Genomic DNA, 20444 nt, shown 5'->3' with positions numbered 1-20444 from the left:
AAAATAAAATGTATTGAAAATTCTAACAATTATAGCTAAAATATTAATGTAATACTATTAAAATACATAAGGGGGACTTATTATGTTTTTAAAACAATTGGTCAGTACTTTTGGTGTAAGTGGGTATGAAAGAGAGATAAGGAATATTATAAAAGAAGAAATAGGTAAATATGCAGATGATGTGGTAATAGATGATTTAGGGAATCTTATTATATACAAGGAAGGTCATGGACAGAATAAGAAAAAAATAATGGCATCTGCTCACATGGATGAAATAGGATTTCAGGTAATGAACATAGATGATAAGGGATTTATAAGGGTAAGAGCTTTAGGTGGAATCCCAGTTTTAAATACTGTAATGAATAGGGTTAAGTTTAGAAATGGAACCATAGGACTAGTTTCTTCAACTTGTAAATCAGATGAAATAAAAAATGATATAAAGAAACTTTATATAGACATTGGGGCTAAGGATAAAGAGGATGCTCTTAAGTACGTTAAGGTTGGAGATGTAGCTGCCTATGAAGGAGAATTAGTAGAACTTAAGAATAATAATATAGCAGCTAAGGCTATAGATGATAGAATAGGATGCTTTATACTAGCAGAAGCTTTAAAGAGGATAGACAAGCCATATAATGATTTATATTTTGTATTTTCAGTTCAAGAAGAGGTAGGACTTAGAGGAGCTACAGTTTCAGCGAGCAGAATAAAGCCAGAAATAGGAATAGCTGTAGATGTTACCATAGCAAGCGATTATCCAAACTCTGGAGAAGGAGCTAATAAGGTAGGGGACGGAGCTGCTATAAAGATATCTGATGGTTCTGTTATATGTGATGAATATTTAGTAGAAGAAATGATAAAAACCTGTGAAGATAATGATATAAAATATCAAAGAGATGTAATAGATGCAGGGGGAACCGATGCTGGAGCTATAAATAGATCAAACTTTGGAGTAAAATCGTCAGGTATATCTGTTGCAACAAGATATGTACATGGAAACAACTGTCTTGTAAATATGGATGATGTGGAAGCAGCTATAGATTTACTTTCTAAATATACAAATAGAGAGTTTAAGTTTGAGTATAAATAAAAGAAAGACTCAGTAAGATAAGAGATATTATCCTTAGTTTAAGGATAGGAATAAAAATAGAGATTTATAATTTTAAGTTATATTAATAGTTATAGTAGTAAAGTATAAACACTATGGGCTTATTATATTTAAATAAGTTCATAGTGTTTATTTTATATTAGTAAAAGCTCAACTTGAATTAAGGATACTTTTATTTAAGATACCTTAATTTTGTAAGGATAGGGAAGGTTTTTAACTATAAATACTAGAATAGTCTTTAAATCCAAACTATAAAATTATGAGTATTGGTGTATAATATATAAATATATTGTATCTATTAATAGTGAAGGTGGATTTACATGGAAAATAAAAAAGTAAGAGAATTCGAAGAAGGTAAAAGAATTGAAGGTTTTTACCTAATAAAATCTATAGATTGTAAAACAACAAATTCAAATAATAGAAAATATTTAGATGTTAATTTATGCGATAATAGTGGAGAAATAAACGCAAAGCTTTGGGATGTTAGAGAAGAGGAAGATAAGGTTTTAAAAAGTAATACAATAGTTAAAGTAAAAGGAATGGTATTAGCATGGCAAGGCTCACTTCAGTTAAAACTTGAGAAGATAGGAAACTTAGATGAGAATGATAATGTTAATATAGAGGACTTTGTAATAAGTGCTCCCTATCCTTCAGAAACTATGTATGAGAGAATATATACTTATATAAATGCTATGAAAAACAAAGATATAAAGGATATTGTTCAGTATATTTTTGAAGTTAATAAGGAAAAACTTATGTATCACCCTGCTGCAAAGAAGAATCATCATGCTATAAGAGGGGGATTACTATACCACATACTAACTATGCTAATAGCTGGAGAAAAGCTATGTGAGGTTTATGATTATTTAAATAAGGACTTATTATATGGAGGGATAATCCTTCATGATATGTGTAAGATAGATGAAATGGATGCCAATGAATTAGGGTTTGTAAGGGAATACTCTAAGGAAGGAACATTAATTGGTCATATATCCATAGGAGTATCTAAAATAAATGAGGTAGGAGAAGCTTTAAGCTGTAGTAAGGAAATAATAATGCTTCTTCAGCACATGGTTTTATCTCATCATTATGAGCCTGAATACGGAAGTCCTATAAAGCCAATGATAATTGAGGCTGAAATGCTTCACTATCTAGATGTATTAGATGCTAGAATGTATGATATGAAAAAAGCTTTAAATGAAACAAAAGAAGGAGAATTCTCAGAGAGAATATGGTCATTAGAAAATAGAAGAGTATATAACCATAACATAAAATAAGTTAATTAATTTATTATACGGTTAAATTTTATGGTATGAATAAATTAAATTTAAAATATTTAAGACATATAGCGTTACTGTATTAATTTATCTATAAAGGTTTACATTGATTAATCATTATCTAGAAATAGGTATAAGTTAAGCTTTCATATCTAAACTATATAGAAGTTAAAATGATGAATGAAAATAATATTAATTAAGATATTTCTAGAGAAATAAATTAAAAATCACACTATATATAGAAAACCTAAATATATAGTGTGATTTTTTATTTTGTAGAAAATTAACTTATAATACCTTCTTGCTCTAGAACCTTTGAAGCATTATAAGAGCTTCTAACTAGAGGAGCGGAGGCAACATATTTAAAGCCTAATTCATAAGCTATATCCCTGTATTTATCGAATATGTCAGGATGAACATATTCTACTACATCTAAGTGATCCTTAGTAGGGGCTAAATACTGACCAATGGTTACAATATCACAACCTACTTCTCTAAGATCTTTTAGAAGACTTACAACCTCTTCCTCAGTTTCTCCAAGACCAACCATAAAGCCTGATTTTGTTAATATATTACTGTCTATTTCTTTAGACTTACTTAATATATCTAAAGATCTTTTATATATAGCTTGTGGCCTTACAGTTTTATAAAGATTAGGAACTGTTTCAACGTTGTGGTTAAGTATTTCAGGCTTAGCATTTAATATAGTTGTTAAATCATCTATATTACCCTTTAAATCGGATATAAGAACCTCTACTGTGGTAGAAGTATTAAGTCTTTTTATTTCAGTTATTACCTCAGCAAAGTGTGATGCGCCACCATCTTTAAGGTCATCACGAGTAACTTGTGTTATAACCGCATGTTTTAACCCAAGTTTACCTACTGCTTCAGCTATGTGAAGGGGTTCTAGTTTATCTACAGTTTCAGGAGTACCAGGGGTTACATTACAAAACCTACAGTTTCTAGTACAAACACTCCCAAGAATCATAAAGGTAGCAGTTTTTCTATTAAAGCACTCAACTCTATTAGGGCAACTTGCTTCATTACATACAGTGTTTAACTTAAGACTATTAGTTAAAGCTTGTACAGATTTTAAATTAGAGTTAAGTTCAATTTTAATTTTTAACCAATCAGGTTTTTTCTTATGCATAAACTCATCTCCTTAAAGTAAAATTAGATTATTGAGAAAAATATTTCTAATGTTTTATTGAAGTTTAAACATTAGAAGTTATATTAATAAATGGGCTGTCGCACTAAAGAATTTACATACAATATATTGTAGTATTTATTCTTAGTGCGACGGTCCCATGTATATACACTAAAACATTAGATATAATATATCTTTAGACGTAATTCCTTTTATATACTCATCTATAGGGAATCTTTCCAAGAACTCTGTTATAGAAGCTTCTTCATGTCTTAGACCTAAGAACTTATCTTCAAGCTCCTTTATATCCTTAGTAAAGAAGAAATCCCCATAGAACTTTAGATTCTCTATAAGTCCATTTTTAACATTAAAGCTTAATTCAATGGTTCCACCAGGAAATCTCATTTCTTTTGAATATGTATATTTAGGTGAATTACCAAAGTTCCAATTCCAAGTTGAAAACCTAGTTCTAACAATTTCATCTATTACTTTTAACTCATGCTCATTAAACTCATAGGTATTTTTTTCACTATATATATCCATTACAAACTTTATTACATAATCTTTAAACTCTAAAACAGACATAGGATTAGGTAAATGATCACTTATGTTAGTTACTCTAGATACTATAGATTTTACGCCCTTATCCTTTATTTTTAATGGATTTACCTTTAATGCAGATGATAAGTCAGTCATTGAACTAGAAAATAAAAGAGTTCCATGGTGCAGAACTTTATCCTTATGATAGTATTGAGCGTTACCAGAAAATTTTTTACCATCTATAACTAAGTCATTTCTACCAGAGAATTCAGCATTTACTCCTAAGTTATTTAATGCTTTTAATAAAGGGGCTGTAAATTTTCTAAAGTTTGTAGCTACATCCCCTGTATTTTTAGAGATAAACGTAAAGTTTATATTTCCTAAATCATTAAAGACTGCACCCCCACCAGTTAAACGGCGAACAACCTTAATATTCTTTTCTTTTACATAATCTATATTTATTTCAGAAAAAGCATTTTGATTCTTACCAATTAGAATACATGGATCATTTCTCCATAGCATAAAACATTCATCAGGTAAGTTTTCAAGCACATATTGTTCCGCAGCATGGTTAAAATAAGGATTAGTATTATTGTGATTTATAAATAACATAGCATCTCCCTTTTCTTTCATTATTAATGGCATTTAATGACATTATATCATGAAAGAAAAAATATAAATATAATAATTGCGAATATTTAAACAATTAATACATGCTTAGAAGTATATTTAAAATTTATTTAAAGACTAGGTAAGAAAAGTTTGGTAATATATTTAATAAGGATATTTTAAGAAAGTATGATTTTTTTCATAGATTTAAAATATAAGGAGGAAGATAAGATATGAATTTTTTCAAACGTTTTGGAAGTAGTATATATGATTTTAAGTCATATAATGTGCTAAGGAAGACATCTAAAGGATCTACATTTTTATATTTATTAGTATTAGTTTTAATATTATCAATCGCTACAGCTTTTAGGCCAATGATAGCAATTAGGAATTATAATAAGGTAATGCATGAGGCATTAGATAATAAAATAAAAACTATGGAGCTTAATAGTGGTGCTCTTATTGTAAACGGGGGAGAAGAGATTGTTACCTATGGAGAAGATAAGAACACATACTTTGTTATAGATACAAAGGGAGAAGTAGATAAAGATAAGTTTTTAGGCAAATCAGGTATTATATTAAGAAAAGATGGGTTTCAAGTGGATTTTGGAAGCATAACAAATAATAGTATTGCAACTAGTGAAGTAGATACATCCTATAGTAAAGCGGGACTTGGTAATATTAATGGAGATATATTAGGGGTAATAGGTGGAATAGTAGGAATGTTTAATGGCATGCTTATATTTGCACTACCTATATATATTTTAATAGGTAATGCAATAATTGCACTTTTATATGCATTAGTAGCAGGAATATTTGTAGGATCTAAGGATTTAAAACTAAGTTTTGGGGAAAAGTACAAAATCTCTATCTATGCAATGACTACTATAATATTAGCAAAGTCATTATTAGCACTAGTAGGAATTGGAGTACCTTTTGTGGTATCATTTTTAGTAGTAAGTATTTATTTATTTATGGCTATAAAAGCTATAAAGGAAGAAGAAATACAAGATTTAATTTCCTAAGGGGGGATTTTATATGTCAAAAGTAGTAGAAAAGTTTTTAAAGTATGTAAAGTACAACACTCAATCCAGTACAGAAACAGGAACAACTCCAAGCACTAAGGGACAATTAATCCTTGGAGAGGAGTTAGTTAAGGAACTAAAAGAAATGGGAATGAAGGATGTATCCTTAGATGATAATGGATATGTTATGGCTACCCTACCAAGCAACAGTGATAATAAGGTTCAAACCATAGGATTTATATCTCATATGGATACGGCACCAGACTACTCTGGAGCTAATGTAAATCCTAAATTTGTAGAAAATTATGATGGAGGAGATATAGTATTAAATAAGGAAAAAAACATAGTTCTATCTCCAAAGTATTTCCCAGATCTTAATCATTATGTGGGAAAAACCTTAATAACTACAGATGGAAACAGTCTTTTAGGGGCTGATGATAAGGCTGGAGTAGCTGAAATAATGACAGCTATGGAGTACTTAATAAATAACCCAGAAATAAAGCATGGAGAGATAAAAATATGCTTTACTCCAGATGAGGAAATAGGAGAAGGAGCAGATCACTTTGACGTTAAAAAGTTTGGAGCAGAAGTTGCTTATACCATGGATGGAGGAATGATTGGAGAACTTGAATATGAGAACTTTAATGCAGCTGGGGTAGAAGTTATATTCAATGGTACTAATGTTCATCCAGGAAGTGCTAAGAATAAAATGGTAAACTCAATGCTTATAGCATCAGAATTTATAGGAAAAGCTCCTAAGAATGAAACTCCAGAAATGACAGAAGGGTATGAAGGATTCTACTTATTATGTGATATTAAGGGAGCTGTTGAAAAATCAGAACTTTCATATATAATCAGAGACTTTGATAAGGATAGCTTTGAAAATAGAAAAGCTAATATGAAAAAGTGGGCAGATGAAATAAACAAGGCTTATGGAGAAGGAGCTTGTGAGATTTCAATAAAGGATCAATATTACAACATGAAGGAAAAAGTTGAGCCAGTAAAGTATGTTGTTGATATAGCCTTTGAAGCTATGAAGGAAGTAGGAATAGAACCAATAGTAAGACCTATAAGAGGTGGTACTGATGGAGCAAGACTTTCTTACATGGGATTACCTTGCCCTAATATATTCACTGGTGGAGAGAACTTCCATGGTAAGTATGAGTATGTGCCAGTAGAGTCTATGGAAAAGGCAGTAGAAGTTATAGTTAAGATAGCTGAGATTTACGAAGGCAGATAACATATAGAATAGTTAATAATTCCAATATCATTAATGACAAAGGTTTAGTATTATAAATTAATGAGGAAGAGTATTTTACACTTAAGTATAATACTCTTCCTCATATTACTTAAGTGTTGATTTACAACACTAGTATAGAACTCCTATGTTAAAAATTAAGTTATCCATAGATTTAAGATAGGATATAACAAAGTAAAAGTTATAAGTATAAGTTAAGAGTTCAGTTAGTGCTCCTATAGATAAAAATTATATAAAACATAAAAGCACATCTAAATATTTAATATGTTGGATGTGCTTTTTTATACTTAAATTAAGGAATACTTTTTCTCTAAGAAATTAAGTCCTACATAAGAAGAGAAAAAGAAAAATATTAAAGATATTATATCAGTATAAATGGATAACCTATTAATTAAGGTTAAGTTAAGACCTAGGGCTATTGAAAAACTTAAAATTAAATTGAGAAATATTAAAAACTCCTTAGAATAAAAGTATCCATTAAGCTTTTCAATTTTTAGCCTGCTGTAGAGCTTTTTTACACATAAAAAAATTATAGTTAATCCTAGAATAAGAGATATAAGCATAAGCTGCCATGTAGTACGACCGGTGGCTAAGTCTATTATACTAAAATTATTTTTTAAATATGAATATGTATTAAGTACTTTTTCGTTATTGTAACTAAATATTTTACTAGAAACCATAGAGCAACATATTACAAATACTGCGATAAGACCGAGTTCTAATATTATAGCCATTATCCCATTATTAACATAAAAGTTTATAACTAGGCAAAAAGCCAGTATTAATAAGGAGATTGTGAAATCATAGCAAAATGTTCTAATTGTTATATATATAAGATTTATATTTATATAATCAAAGATATATTTATATTTAATGTAACACAAAATATAAGTGTAGTTTAATATAAGAACATTGATTAATAAGATAATAAACAATATTAAAACCTTAGTAAATATAATAGAAGTTTTACTAAAGGGCTGGTGACCTAAAAATAAATATTCTTTATTTTTATTAATACCTAAAAGTATAAAGGAAAAAAGAAGTAATGAAATAAACATAACCCATAAGTGATTAGAAACCATTTCATTTTTTAATCCATAAAATTGGCCATCAGAATAGCCATCAGTTATTCCAGTAAGCTTATAAATAAAAAATTTATTATAAGTATTAAAACCAAGATATGAAACTACCAACATATCTAAACAAATAAGAAAAAATATCTCTTTGATTTTACTTATAAAAAGAGCTTTATTAAATAAATTTTTCATGATTTTCTCCTTTAACTATACAAAGAATATATAAATATTTCCTCTAGGTTAAGATCTAGTTCTTCTATAAATAAAGGCTTTAGTATTAGGAGTTTTTCTTTTAATAATTCATAATCCTTACAAATAAACGTAGCAACGCGTCCTTCTTTTTCTACATGTAGAATACTATCGTAATTAAAATTATCTATTACAGATACATCATCAAAGGCTACTTGGAGCTTTTTATATTTATTTTTAAGAAGATCTAAGGAATACACACCTTTAATTTTCCCTTTATCCATTATTATTACATCATCACAGATTCTCTCTAAATCTTGAAGATGATGAGAGGATATTAAAATTGAGGAATTCTTATTATTTTTATATTCTAAAAGTAGGTTTAAAAAATCTCGTTTTGATATGGGATCAAGTCCTGATGTAGGCTCGTCCAGGATTAAGTAATCAGCATTAATACTTAGGGATATCATTATTGATAACTTCATTTTCATACCTTTAGAAAGATCATTAAATTTTTTGGTTAAGTCTATTTTAAATATATTATTATAATAATTAAATCTATCCATATGAAAGTTTTTATAGATCATTTTATAATAGGATAATATGTCTTTAATAGAGGTCATAAAGGGATAATAGCTCTCATCACAAACAAAGCCTATGTTTTCTTTTATCTTATAATCATCATTTAAGTTTTTACCATCATAACATATAGAGCCACACTCGCTATGATATATGCCAGTTAAGCACCTTATTAAGGTGGTCTTACCAGCACCATTAGGCCCCACTAAGGCTGTAATTTTATTTTTTTTAATATCAAAAGATATATTATTTAATACTAAATTATTGTCTATAAATTTAGATAATCTAGTTACTTTTATCATCTAATACCTTCCTTTTATTTTATAAGTCTAGGGAAAGAGAGTCAGTTAAAACAATGTTATCTATAACCCAAGAGTCATTTTCTTGTATTAAAAAAACAGTAGATATTAACCTTCTTTTTTCCACCTTTTCATAAGACGGTTCTTTATACATAGGTTCACCTATATATTCTACCTTAATAGCTTTTATATCATCAATGTTTACACCTATTCCCATATTATTTAAGCGATATTTATGGCTAATTGCAGTTTCCTTAAATTCATCTTTTATAATTAAATTTTCTACTTTTACAGAAAAATCATCAATACGATAAAAACCTTGTGCTTCATGATCTATAAAGAATTTACCCTGACGTCTTTTAGAAAATGCCATAAGTAGTTCCTTGCTTGGTTTCTCACAAGTAAACAAATAAGAAGGATAGGTTTTATTTTCTTTAACAGTATAATGCCAATTATTAAACAAATATTTTATAGTATCCTCAGGAGTATCAAATGAAATATCCCTAGTAGGTAAAGTTGTTCTATTATTAAGAGCAAAGTAAAATGCACAGGAAGCTGATAGTAAAATCACGCTTAAAAAAACAATAAATTTTTTCATATAATCCTCCTAATTTCCAATGGAATATTTAACTTCCATTTAAAGTTATAACACAACCAAATATTTACTGTCAATTCATTTACACATATGTAAGAATATCTTAATTAATAAGGGAAATGATTCTAATAGGTCCTTATATGACAAGAAATTTATTCAAGATAAACACTTTATTAAAAGTTTTAACATTATAACTTCATGGGTTGATTAATGATAGATATTAGGAAGTGGATAAATTCTATTTTTGTAGAAATTAATTTAAGGGAATCCATATATTAATTAGTTTTTATATTAGATGTAGATTAACTTATAGATGGGTAAAATTTAATTATCTGATAGATATGCATTAATATAATTAATCTGTAAGATTATATGGATAAAACAAAACTTTTCTTAGGATTAAATAATACTTATAATGTTATAATTAATATATAGAAGGAATCTTCCTTCAGATGGTGCTCTTTCTACCATTTGAAGGTTAGATAATTTAATCTAGGGTTGTATCAACTGTTATCCCAAACCTTTAGAGGATGGGGTGTTAAAGTTTATAGCCATGAGATAAATAATTATTGAGAGGTGAAATCATTGAAGTTTATTCATACAAGTGATTGGCACATAGGAAAAATAGTTAATGAGTTCCACATGACAGAAGACCAGGAAATTGCTTTAAATGAGCTTTTTAATATTATAGAAGAAGAAAAACCCAATGCTCTTGTTATAGCTGGAGACCTATATGATAGATCAGTGGCACCAGTAGAAGCTATAGAGCTTTTAAACAAGGTTTTAAATAAAATAATAATAGATTTAAATACTCCTGTAATTGCTATTGCAGGTAATCATGATAGTGGAGAAAGACTTGAATTTGCAAAAGCTTTAGTGAGAAATAAGGGACTTTATATAGAAGGGATATTTAATGGGGAGATAAATAAAGTTACATTAGAGGATGAATATGGTCCAGTAAACTTTTATTTAATTCCTTATGTAGATCCACCTGTAGTTAGGGAGATTTATGGATATGAGACTATAAAGGATCATGATAAGGCTATGAAGGCTATGATAGAAAGAATAAAAGAAAAGATGAATAAAAGTGAAAGAAATGTAGTTATAGCTCATGGATATGTTACTTATATGACCGATAAGGTAGAAGAAAAGGGAGGACTTAGTACTAGTGATTCTGAAAGACCATTATCAATAGGAGGATCTGAACTTATAAATGCAGGGTACTTTGAGGATTTTAATTATACAGCTTTAGGGCATCTTCATGGTCCACAAAGGGTTGGAAGTGAGAAGATAAGATATGCAGGCTCTTTACTTAAGTATTCTTTTTCAGAGGTGAAACAAAGAAAGGGAGTAACCATAGTTAATATGGATAAGTATGGAGATATTGATATAGAACTTAGGAATATACCTATGAGAAGAGACTTTAGAATAATAAAAGGAGAACTTAATAGTCTAATAGATCCATCGGTATATAGGGAAGGTAATAGAGAAGATTATATAAAGGTGATCCTAACAGATGAAGGGGAAGTACTAGAGCCTATGGCAAAACTTAGAGCTATATATCCTAATATAATGGAACTTTCTAGAGAAGTAACAAAAGGTAATGAAGAAACTAAGGTTTCAAAAGAAAGAAACTATAAGAACAAATCAAAGATGGATTTATTTAAAGACTTTTATATGGATATTACAGGTAGAGAATGTGATGATAAAAGACAACAGGTTATGGAAAAAATTATTGAAGAAGTAGAAAAGGGTGGTGAGTAACCTATGAAACCATTAAAGCTAACTGTTAGTGCTTTTGGTCCTTATGCTGGTAAGGAAACTATAGACTTTTCAAAACTTCAGAATAAAAATATATTCCTAATAACAGGACCCACAGGAGCTGGAAAGACTACTATATTTGATGCTATAACTTTCGCATTATATGGAGAAGCTAGTGGAAGTGAAAGAGAAGGGACATCCTTAAGAAGTGATTTTGCCAAAGCTGATATTTTAACAGAAATAGAATTTTGGTTTACTTTAAGGGGGAAGGAATATTACATAAAAAGAGTTCCACTTCAATTAAAGAAGAAGGTTAGAGGTGAAGGTTTTACAGAACAAAAATCCGATGCAGAACTTAAACTTCCAGAGGGGAAAGTCATAACTGGAGTTAAGGATGTTAATGAAAAAATAGATAGTATATTAGGGATAAACAAGGCACAGTTTAAGCAGATTGTAATGATCCCCCAAGGAGAGTTTAGAAAGCTTTTAACATCAGATAGTCTTGAGAGGGAAAAGATATTTAGAAAAATATTTGGAACCTATATATTTGACACTATTCAAAGAAAAATAGGGGAAGATGCATCTGTTTTAAGAAATGATATAAAGCTTGTTCAAGAAAGAAGGGACACAAAGCTTAAAAGCTTAAACTGCAAAGAAGAATATGAAGGCTTATATAACATGATAAATGAGGATCATCTTAATGTAGCAGAGATAATAGAGGCAGCAGAGAATATTATAAAGAGTGATAAGGAAATTCAAACGGGGCTAAGAGACGAAATAACTAAAATTAGATCAGCTATAGAGGAAGATAAGATAGCCATAATAAATGGGGAAGCCATAAATAAAAAGCTAGAGGATTTAAATAAATTAAAACTTGAAAAAGATAATTATGAAAGTCAAAAGAAGGATTATATAGATAAGGAAGAGGTTTTAAAAAGTGGAAGGAAGGCCTTAGAAATAAAGCCTTTGGAGGAGTATTATAAGGAAAGAAACTTAAGTTTTAATAGGGTACAGGAAGAATTAAAGGTTTCTATAGAAAAAGAGAATACTTTAAAGGAAAGATTTTTAAAGGCAGAAGAAGAATTTAAAAAAGAGAAAATTAGAGAAGAAGAGAAGAAAAATTTAGAGCTTAGTATAAATAATATGGAGAAGCTTCATAAGAGGCTACAAGGTCATGAAGAGACTAAAGGTAATATTACTAGAATAACTAAGGAACTTGAGGAGTCTACTAATAAAATAACTAATTATAAGAGTAGTTTAAGGATAAGTAAAGATGAGATAAAAAATCTTCAAAGTAAAATTGAGGATATATCTAAAAAGGAAAAAGAAAAAATTATATTAGAGTTAAAATGTGAAGAGGCAAAGAAAAAAAGAGATAGGCTACTTAAGCTTTATAAAGAAGTAGAGAAGTCATTAAAAAACCATAAAGAATTTACACTTATTAAAGAAAAGTTTAATCATAAAGAAAAAGAGTATAAAGAAATTAAGGCTAACTATGAGGCATTAGAAGAATCCTTTAGAAAGAGTCAGGCTGGAATATTAGCATCGAAACTAATTCAAGGTGAACCTTGTTCTGTATGTGGATCTACTAATCATCCAAATCCTGCAAAGCTTATAGAAGGAAATGTAACAGAGAATAGATTAGAAGAAGAAAGAAAAAGATTTGATGAGAGTAAGGAAGAATATGATAGTATTTTAAACAACCTTACGGAGAGAAATGCCTTTATGTCATCCTCATTAGAGGAAGTTATAATTCCTATGGCAGAAGAAGTGTTTAAGGATTTTAATTATGTAGATTTAACAAGCCTTAAGGACAAAATAGTAGCCTCGGGAGGAGAGGAAAGAGAGAATATAGATAGGTTAACCAAGGATATAGATAATCTCCTAGAGGAAATAAATAAATTAGATTCAATAAAAGAACTTAAAAATAATAAAGAAAAGTATATAGAAGATACTGAGAAGGAAGTAGAAGTAGAGGAAGTATTAAATAAAGAAAAATTAATAGAGCTTCAAGGATTAAAGGAGAATCTAAGAGTTTTAGAAGAAGAATTTAATGGAGAAATAAAGTCATTAAATGATATAGAAGAAGAACTTTTAATAATAAAGTCAAAAATAGAAAGGTTAAAGGAAGATTATTTAAAAGCAGAGAATGACTTTAACACTTCAAGTAATAATTATTTTGGAGCTAAGGGAGATAGAGAGGCTAAAGAGAAAAATTTAGAATTGGTTAAAGAAGAAAGAGAAGCAGCATTAGGTAGATTTAAAGAGAGAACAATTTCTATAGGATTTAAATCTTATGAAGAATATAAAAGCTGCATATTAGGAGAAGATGAGATAAGTAGATTAGATAAAGAGATACAAACCTTTTATAATAACCTTAAAATTTCCGAGGAAATGTATAAAAATATTCTAGAGGAAACTAAGGATTTATCAGCAGTTGATCTTACATCTACAAGAGAAAATCTTAAGGAAAATGAGAGTATAGAAAAAGATTTATTAAATAAGGATAAAGTTATTTATTCAAGAATAGAGAATAATAAATCCCTATTAAAAGATGCAAAAGACTTAAATGAAAAGATAAAATCAAAGGAAGAACAATATAATATAATCGGAGATCTTGCAAATATATCTAAGGGAAATAATAGTGAAAGAATAAGCTTTGAGAGATATGTTTTAGCATCATATTTTGATGACATAATAGAAGCTTCTAACATAAGACTTAGAAAAATGACCAATGGAAGGTTTGAACTCCTTAGAAAGAAGGATAGGGGAAAAGGAAATAGCCAACAAGGTCTTGAACTAGAAGTATTTGATAACTATACAGGAAAGGCAAGGCATGTAAAAACCCTATCAGGAGGAGAGAGCTTTAAGGCATCCTTATCAATGGCACTAGGCCTTGCAGATGTGGTTCAGAGTTATGCTGGTGGAATACAGATTGACACCATGTTTGTAGATGAGGGATTTGGAACCTTAGATCCAGAATCTTTAGATAATGCTATACAGTGTTTAATAGGACTTCAAAGTGGAGGAAGGCTTGTAGGTATAATATCTCACGTTCCAGAACTTAAAGAGAGGATAGAGGCAAAACTTGAGATAATACCGGCTAAGGAAGGTAGTAGTACCAAGTTTAATATATAGAATAAATCTTCCTTCTGATGGGGTTCTTTCCACCATCTGAAGTTTAGATGAGTTAATCTAGGGGCGTAGCACAACTGGTATCCACATTTTTTAGAGGCTGGGAGTGTTACAGTCTGCAGTCATCAGATAAAAACATCATATAGTAAAAGCACTATGATTTTAAACTAATTCATAGTGCTTTTGCATGGTTACAAAAAATATTAAGTATTTTTCTAAGTTATATCATAAAGTATATACCTTTAATTATATAACTTAAGGTTCATTGAACCATAAATTCTGCTGAAGTTTTTAGTATAGATAAATTTATAGTTCAATGTATATTAACATAAAGATTATGATTTGGTGTCATACATGATTTCAAAATAACCTTGAGGATATTTACAAGCAGGGCAAATTCTTGGAGCTGATTTTCCTTCATGAATATATCCGCAATTTCTACATTTCCAATATTGGTCAGTATCCATTTCGTATAGTCTGTTAGTTTGCATTCTATTATGCAAATCTAAATATCTTTGTTCATGATGTTTTTCAACCTCTATAATCTTCTTGAAGGCAACTTCAACTTCAGGGAAGCCTTCTTCTTTTGCTGTTTTAGCAAAGTCAGGATAAGCAGTTCCCCATTCTTCTTTTTCTCCTTCTGCTGCATATTTTAGGTTATCAGCAGTAGAGGATAAACCTACAGGATAATCAGCATCAACATCAATTTGAGCTTTTTTTCCTAATCCTTCAATTAATAAATTAAAAAATACCTCTGCGTGAGCTCTTTCATTATCAGCAGTTTCTGCAAATACATGGGCAATATGATGATGTCCTTCTTTCTTTGCTAAATCACTATAAAAAGAATATCTGTTTCTAGCCTGAGATTCCCCTGCAAAGGCTTTAGCTAAATTTCCAGCGGTTTTAGTACCAACTAAGCTTTTCAAACCAATCACTCCGTTCTGATTTATTTTTACTTAGTTAGCTTTCCACTAAAATCTAAAGTTATACAATTATTTACTTGTTAAAGTTATAATTCATATATATTTATATTTTAATATAAGTTAGAGTTATAGAGTTCTTTCTTTACCTAAGAAAAACAAAGTGAGGATATCAGGACCACCATGAGATCCAATGCAAGGACCTACTGAGCTAATTATAACGTCTTTAATCTTAAACTCATCACATAAAAGTTTCTTAAGATGCTCTGCATCATTTAAACAGTCACCATGACTTATAAATACGACTTGTTCCTCAGGATTTATAACATTAGTTCTAAAGTAATCAACTAAGGTCTTTATTGATTTCTTTCTGCCTTTTACTTTGTTTATAGATATAAGCTTTCCTTCAGAGTTAACATAAAGAATAGGCTTTATATCAAGAATAGTTCCAATTATAGCAGATGTAGAGGAGACCCTACCCCCTCTTTTTAGGTGGTTTAGATCATTTACTGTAAAGTAATGATTTGTTTTAATTAAGTTATCATTAACCCATGAAATTATCTCTTCCTTGGAAGCTCCATTTCTTCTCATTTCATTAGCATAATAAACTAAAAGTCCAACACCAGATGAGGCACATTTTGAGTCTATTATTGTTATATCAGCCTTAGGATATTTTTCAAGAACAGCTTCTTTAGCTATTAAAGAACTATTATAAGTTCCACTTAAAGCAGAGGAGAATGCTATATAGATTATTGCTTTGTCTTCTTTTACATGTTTTGTAAACTCTTCTTCAAACCTAAAAGCATTTACTTGAGATGTAGTTGGAAGCTCTCCATTTCTTACAGCATCATAAAAATCTTTATAATTTATGGTTTGACCAAAGTCGTCTACATAGTCTTTACCCTTAAAATGATACACAAGACCTAAGGCTGGTATATTATTTTCATTTAAGTACTCTATTGGCAAATCACAACTAGAGTCAGTTAATATTACTAAATTCATAGTTCACTCTCCTTACATAAATTAGTTATTTAAAAGTTCAATTAATTTCTCTTTAATATACTCTTCTAGTATATTATCTCCTATAAATGTGTTATGGTCAAAGTCACTTGGTTTTACCCTGAAAAAGTTTATTATAAGACAGTTATCTTTTATCATATAATCATTAACATGTAAAGGCGCAAATATAACCTCTATTTCCTCATACCTTGAATTTGGTACGATTTCATTTAACTCTTTTACTAAATAATTTAGGTTTAAAGTTTTTATTGGAGTAACCATGGACATAGTGTATTCAAAGTCCTCCATAACCCACATATTATAATTCCAAAATCTTTTTTCCTTTAAAGTAGCATTTGATAAAAGCTCTCTATTCTTTATAGCGCTTAAGACCAAACGTACAGATTCTGATGTAAATTCATCATCATAGCATAGCTTTAACCCCTTCATATCAGCTAAGTCATAGAAGAATGATTCAGGAACATTATCTTTTTCAGCTACAGCCTGCCAGAAGTAAAGCATAGCTTCTATAGTTTCTAAGTTGATTTTTAAATTAGTTATCATATAAATTCTCCCCCTAAATTAACATAAACTTACATAATAATAATATTCAACATATAAAAAATAAAAACCTTTAATTTAAGGATTAGATTTAAAATAAAAATAATTTTATTAAAAGGGAGTCTTTATTTTAGATAACTTTAGGTAAGTTATACTATGGGATTTATTATTATATCATTAAACTTAATGCATATAGAAGACTAAAGAAAATATAAAAAGTTTTGTAATATTTTAAAATATAAAATCATAGTTATTAGTATAGTGAAAAATGTTGTATTAAACCAAGAGAGAATATGGTAGATTTTTGTAGAAATATAATATTAGGATTCACTAAATAAGTCATTTATATTAAGGAGAATACTATGAGTTTTTTAGATTTTAATGATGAATTACAAACTATAGAGATATTAGAAAAGGAAAATAAAAAATTAAATAATAAAATATTTAAGTTAAGCTCTGAATTAGAAAGGTTATCTATAGATAATAAGATAAAGGATGAGTTTATCTCTAATATATATCATGAAATAAGAACTCCTCTTAATATAATCTTGTCAGCAGTACAGCTCTATGAGAGTAAAATAAGTGATGAAAACTTTATAAGTGAAGATAATAGCTATAAATATTTAAAAACTATTAAAAATAGCTGTTACCATATGTTGAAAATTGCTAATAATATAATAGATACAAATAAATTAGAAAGCGGATACTTTGGATTAAAGATAAAAAATTATAATATAGTATCAATAATTGAGGATGTAACCCTACTTACTAGGGAGTATGCTAAAGCTAAGGGGATAGAGGTTATATTTGATACAGAGGATGAAGAAATAATATTAGCTTGTGATATAGATAAAATTGAGAGAATAATTATGAATTTACTTTCTAATGCCATTAAGTTTACTCATGAAGGCGGTATTATTAAAGTAACCATATATAAAGAGAAGGATAGTATAGTAGTATCAGTAAAGGATAGTGGAGTAGGAATAGATAAAGAAAAACAAAAGTTTTTATTTAATAGATATTATAAGGCTCATGATAAAAATAAAATTATAGCCAAAGGTAGCGGAATAGGACTATCATTAGTAAAGTTATTAGTAGAACAGCATAGTGGAAAGATAAAAGTAGATAGTGAAGAAGGTAAAGGAACTGAGTTTAAAATATACTTCCCTAATGCTAACTTAGAAGAAAAAACTAATTATAATATAATTAGAGAAGATAAAATAAGGGAAGAGTTACAGGTGGAGCTATCGGATATAATGTAGTAATAAGGTACATTAATAAATGTTTATTAAAAAAGGCATGAAAATAATATAACTATATTAAGAATAAAATATGTAACAGCATATTAGTAAGATAGGGTAGATAACTACGAGCCAGTAGGTCGGGGGTTCAGATATTCTATAGAGTAATATGAACTTAAAAATATAAGTTAAGTGTAAGTTTTATTACAATAATAAACATTGATTTTAAAAAGGAACTATGATAATATAATTATGTTAAAAATAAAATATGCGGCAGTAGCTCAGTTGGATAGAGTAGCTGGCTACGAACCAGTTGGTCGGGGGTTCGAATCCTCTCTGCCGTACCATGAAACCTTGCAATGTTAATAGTTGCAGGGTTTTTATTTTTAGTTTTGGATGAAATAGAAATGCTTTTTCCCACACTTTTCCCACATAGATAAAGAATAGAATCTACATAAAAAGGTCATTTAATTTATCAACAGCATTAGATTTTTCTTTTGGTATAACATGAGTATATATATTAGCAGTTAAATTTATATCACTATGACCTAGTAAAACTTGAACAGTTTTTAATGGAACATTTCTCTGAAAAAGTTTAGTAGCATATGTGTGCCTTAAATTATGAAATTTTCTATATTTAACATCTGCCTTTTCAAGTATTCTTTTATAAGACCTAGTTAAGTTTCTTTCATCTATGTGGTTACCAATTTCAGTAGTAAACACATAATCATTAGATATGTAACTATCTCCACTTTTTAGTTTATCTAATTTTTGTATCCTTTGTTGCTCTTTTAATATTGGGATTAAGTTAGATGGGATAGGCACACTTCTATATGAATGTTTTGTTTTAGGAGCGTGGGTTAATGTTTCAACAGTTCTTGATCCATCCTCGTTTATTATAGTGACTCTCTTTAAGGTTTCTTTTACAACCAATTCACAATTATTTATATCTACATTTCTCCATTTTAAAGCTAATAGTTCACCACGTCGTAAACCAGTTCCTAAGTCTAATAATATAAGAGCTTTCAATCTATTTTTTTCTAATGCCTTTTTTATAGATTTTATTTCATCATCAGTAAAAGGTATTATTTCTTCTTTTATAACTGTAGATTCACCAGGAATCACTATATTTTTTCCAGCACATAGATTTTTAATCATATACCCTTCATTTACTGCATAATTAAAAAATGTTTTTAGAAGTTTATTTAAGTTTTTTATTACGTTACTGCTTTTACCAATAGAGTATAAGTTGTTATAATATCTTTGAAGATTTATAGATTTTAAGTTATTTAGTTTTAAAGAATAAATTTCACTATCTTTTATATAGTTTCTATATATACCTTCATATCGTTCAAATGTTGATGGTTTTATGTTGCTAGAAACTCTAACAACTTCAAACAACCATGTATATATAAGCTTTCCTAAAGTAACATCTTTAAAATTTGAATTAAGTCCATTTTTTATACCATCTATATACTCATCTCGTTTAAGTTCAGCCTCCTTCTTACTTTTACCATAAAACTCTTTTCTTATAAGTTTCCCAGAGGAATCCCTTCCAATGGAAGCTGTTACCCTATAATATTTTTGACCATTTTTTTCGTAATTAGTTTTCGTAGCCATAAGTACCTCCTTAATGTTTTAAAAATTTTTTAGTATACCAAAATGAGGTTCAAAAAATATTACGTAATTGTCTATTTGATAGTGTGTGCCATATTTTTCACGATAGTGATTTATAGCTTCTTCAAGAAATGATTCTGTTACATTTAAATATTCAGCTAGATTATGCTTACCAACTACACCGTGATTATAAGCATTTATTAAGTCAATAACTCCGACAAGTTTTTCATATCCCCAATTACGAGCTAATTTTTCTTGTTTAATATTATTTATACAATCAGTATCTAATATATTTCCATAGGTTGTATGATGATGTCCAAGTTCTTCAGCTAAAACACATTTTTTTTCAGTTGAAGAACTTATTTTTTTATCTATAAAAATAGTATTTTCTAAATAAAAGCCATGACTTCCCCCCTTAAAGCTAGTTTCGCAAATGTCTATATCACATTCGCTAACTTCATTTAATAAAATTTCGTAACTTATCATAAGGACCCCCAAACTAAAAGAAATT

General features: G+C 28.8%; 17 protein-coding genes and 1 tRNA gene. 8 read left to right on the top strand and 10 right to left on the bottom strand.

Features of this window, described 5'->3' with window-relative positions; translation table 11 throughout:
* The first annotated feature begins 82 nt into the window (after positions 1–82).
* On the top strand, positions 83–1087 hold the full coding sequence (locus BR69_RS0110190) for a M42 family metallopeptidase (RefSeq protein ID WP_027633102.1): 1005 nt from the start codon (positions 83–85) through the stop codon (positions 1085–1087).
* A 338-nt stretch (positions 1088–1425) separates the two neighbouring features.
* Entirely contained in the window at positions 1426–2382 is a 957-nt protein-coding gene (locus BR69_RS0110185) for a 3'-5' exoribonuclease YhaM family protein (RefSeq protein ID WP_034849685.1), read from the top strand.
* A gap of 283 nt (positions 2383–2665) precedes the next feature.
* On the opposite strand, the gene lipA is transcribed toward BR69_RS0110185, so the two are convergent.
* Positions 2666–3532 carry a lipoyl synthase gene (lipA, locus tag BR69_RS0110180; RefSeq protein WP_027633100.1) on the bottom strand — a complete coding sequence of 289 codons (867 nt, stop codon included), beginning with the start codon at positions 3530–3532 and terminating at the stop codon, positions 2666–2668.
* Positions 3533–3700: 168 nt separating this feature from the next.
* A complete protein-coding gene (gene lplA / locus BR69_RS0110175; RefSeq protein ID WP_027633099.1) occupies positions 3701–4681 on the bottom strand; it encodes a lipoate--protein ligase in 981 nt (326 codons plus the stop codon).
* Between the two features lie 230 nt (positions 4682–4911).
* Here lplA and BR69_RS0110170 point away from each other — a divergent pair, with 230 nt between their 5' ends.
* Both BR69_RS0110170 and pepT read left to right on the top strand, forming a co-directional pair.
* Positions 4912–5703: a DUF1189 family protein gene (locus BR69_RS0110170; RefSeq protein WP_027633098.1), complete on the top strand. Its 792-nt coding sequence runs from the start codon at positions 4912–4914 to the stop codon at positions 5701–5703.
* Between the two features lie 13 nt (positions 5704–5716).
* Entirely contained in the window at positions 5717–6943 is a 1227-nt protein-coding gene (pepT, locus tag BR69_RS0110165; RefSeq protein ID WP_027633097.1) for a peptidase T, read from the top strand.
* Between the two features lie 305 nt (positions 6944–7248).
* Here the strand turns inward: pepT and BR69_RS0110160 are convergent, their stop codons facing one another.
* From BR69_RS0110160 to BR69_RS0110150, 3 genes are read right to left on the bottom strand one after another with little or no spacing between them, the layout of a single operon-like run.
* Complete coding sequence (locus BR69_RS0110160; protein ID WP_027633096.1) at positions 7249–8229, bottom strand: hypothetical protein; 981 nt, start codon at positions 8227–8229, stop codon at positions 7249–7251.
* 11 nt (positions 8230–8240) lie between these two features.
* The gene (locus tag BR69_RS0110155; protein ID WP_027633095.1) at positions 8241–9107 is read right to left on the bottom strand and encodes an ABC transporter ATP-binding protein; all 867 of its coding nucleotides are present in this window, start codon (positions 9105–9107) and stop codon (positions 8241–8243) included.
* A gap of 19 nt (positions 9108–9126) precedes the next feature.
* Positions 9127–9702 (bottom strand): hypothetical protein, encoded by a 576-nt coding sequence (locus BR69_RS0110150; RefSeq protein ID WP_027633094.1) that lies wholly within the window; start codon positions 9700–9702, stop codon positions 9127–9129.
* 582 nt (positions 9703–10284) lie between these two features.
* Here BR69_RS0110150 and BR69_RS0110145 point away from each other — a divergent pair.
* Together BR69_RS0110145 and BR69_RS0110140 are read left to right on the top strand one after the other, a co-directional pair.
* A complete protein-coding gene (locus tag BR69_RS0110145; protein ID WP_027633093.1) occupies positions 10285–11463 on the top strand; it encodes an exonuclease SbcCD subunit D in 1179 nt (392 codons plus the stop codon).
* 3 nt (positions 11464–11466) lie between these two features.
* Positions 11467–14598, top strand: a complete 3132-nt coding sequence (locus BR69_RS0110140; protein WP_027633092.1) for an AAA family ATPase — start codon at positions 11467–11469, stop codon at positions 14596–14598.
* A 332-nt stretch (positions 14599–14930) separates the two neighbouring features.
* On the opposite strand, the gene rbr is transcribed toward BR69_RS0110140, so the two are convergent.
* The 3 genes from rbr to BR69_RS0110125 form a co-directional block, all read right to left on the bottom strand.
* Positions 14931–15521, bottom strand: coding sequence for a rubrerythrin (gene rbr / locus BR69_RS0110135; RefSeq protein ID WP_027633091.1), 591 nt, complete (start codon positions 15519–15521; stop codon positions 14931–14933).
* Positions 15522–15644: 123 nt separating this feature from the next.
* A complete protein-coding gene (locus tag BR69_RS0110130) occupies positions 15645–16517 on the bottom strand; it encodes a DegV family protein (protein WP_027633090.1) in 873 nt (290 codons plus the stop codon).
* 21 nt (positions 16518–16538) lie between these two features.
* Positions 16539–17078 carry a TDE2712 family protein gene (locus tag BR69_RS0110125; RefSeq protein ID WP_027633089.1) on the bottom strand — a complete coding sequence of 180 codons (540 nt, stop codon included), beginning with the start codon at positions 17076–17078 and terminating at the stop codon, positions 16539–16541.
* Positions 17079–17437: 359 nt separating this feature from the next.
* Between BR69_RS0110125 and BR69_RS0110120 the strand changes: the two genes are divergently transcribed.
* Both BR69_RS0110120 and BR69_RS0110115 read left to right on the top strand, forming a co-directional pair.
* The gene (locus BR69_RS0110120; protein WP_051623570.1) at positions 17438–18337 is read left to right on the top strand and encodes a sensor histidine kinase; all 900 of its coding nucleotides are present in this window, start codon (positions 17438–17440) and stop codon (positions 18335–18337) included.
* 249 nt (positions 18338–18586) lie between these two features.
* A tRNA-Arg gene (locus BR69_RS0110115) sits at positions 18587–18663 on the top strand.
* A 103-nt stretch (positions 18664–18766) separates the two neighbouring features.
* Here the strand turns inward: BR69_RS0110115 and BR69_RS0110110 are convergent.
* Positions 18767–19936: a tyrosine-type recombinase/integrase gene (locus BR69_RS0110110; protein WP_027633087.1), complete on the bottom strand. Its 1170-nt coding sequence runs from the start codon at positions 19934–19936 to the stop codon at positions 18767–18769.
* An 18-nt stretch (positions 19937–19954) separates the two neighbouring features.
* Entirely contained in the window at positions 19955–20419 is a 465-nt protein-coding gene (locus BR69_RS0110105) for an ImmA/IrrE family metallo-endopeptidase (protein ID WP_150112260.1), read from the bottom strand.
* Between the last annotated feature and the right edge of the window lie 25 nt (positions 20420–20444).

This window comes from Clostridium hydrogeniformans DSM 21757 (assembly GCF_000686705.1).
GTDB classification, from domain to species: Bacteria; Bacillota; Clostridia; order Clostridiales; family Clostridiaceae; genus Clostridium_Z; species Clostridium_Z hydrogeniformans.
Note: the sequence above shows the minus strand (reverse complement) of the source record. Positions and strands in the feature narration are given on the sequence as shown.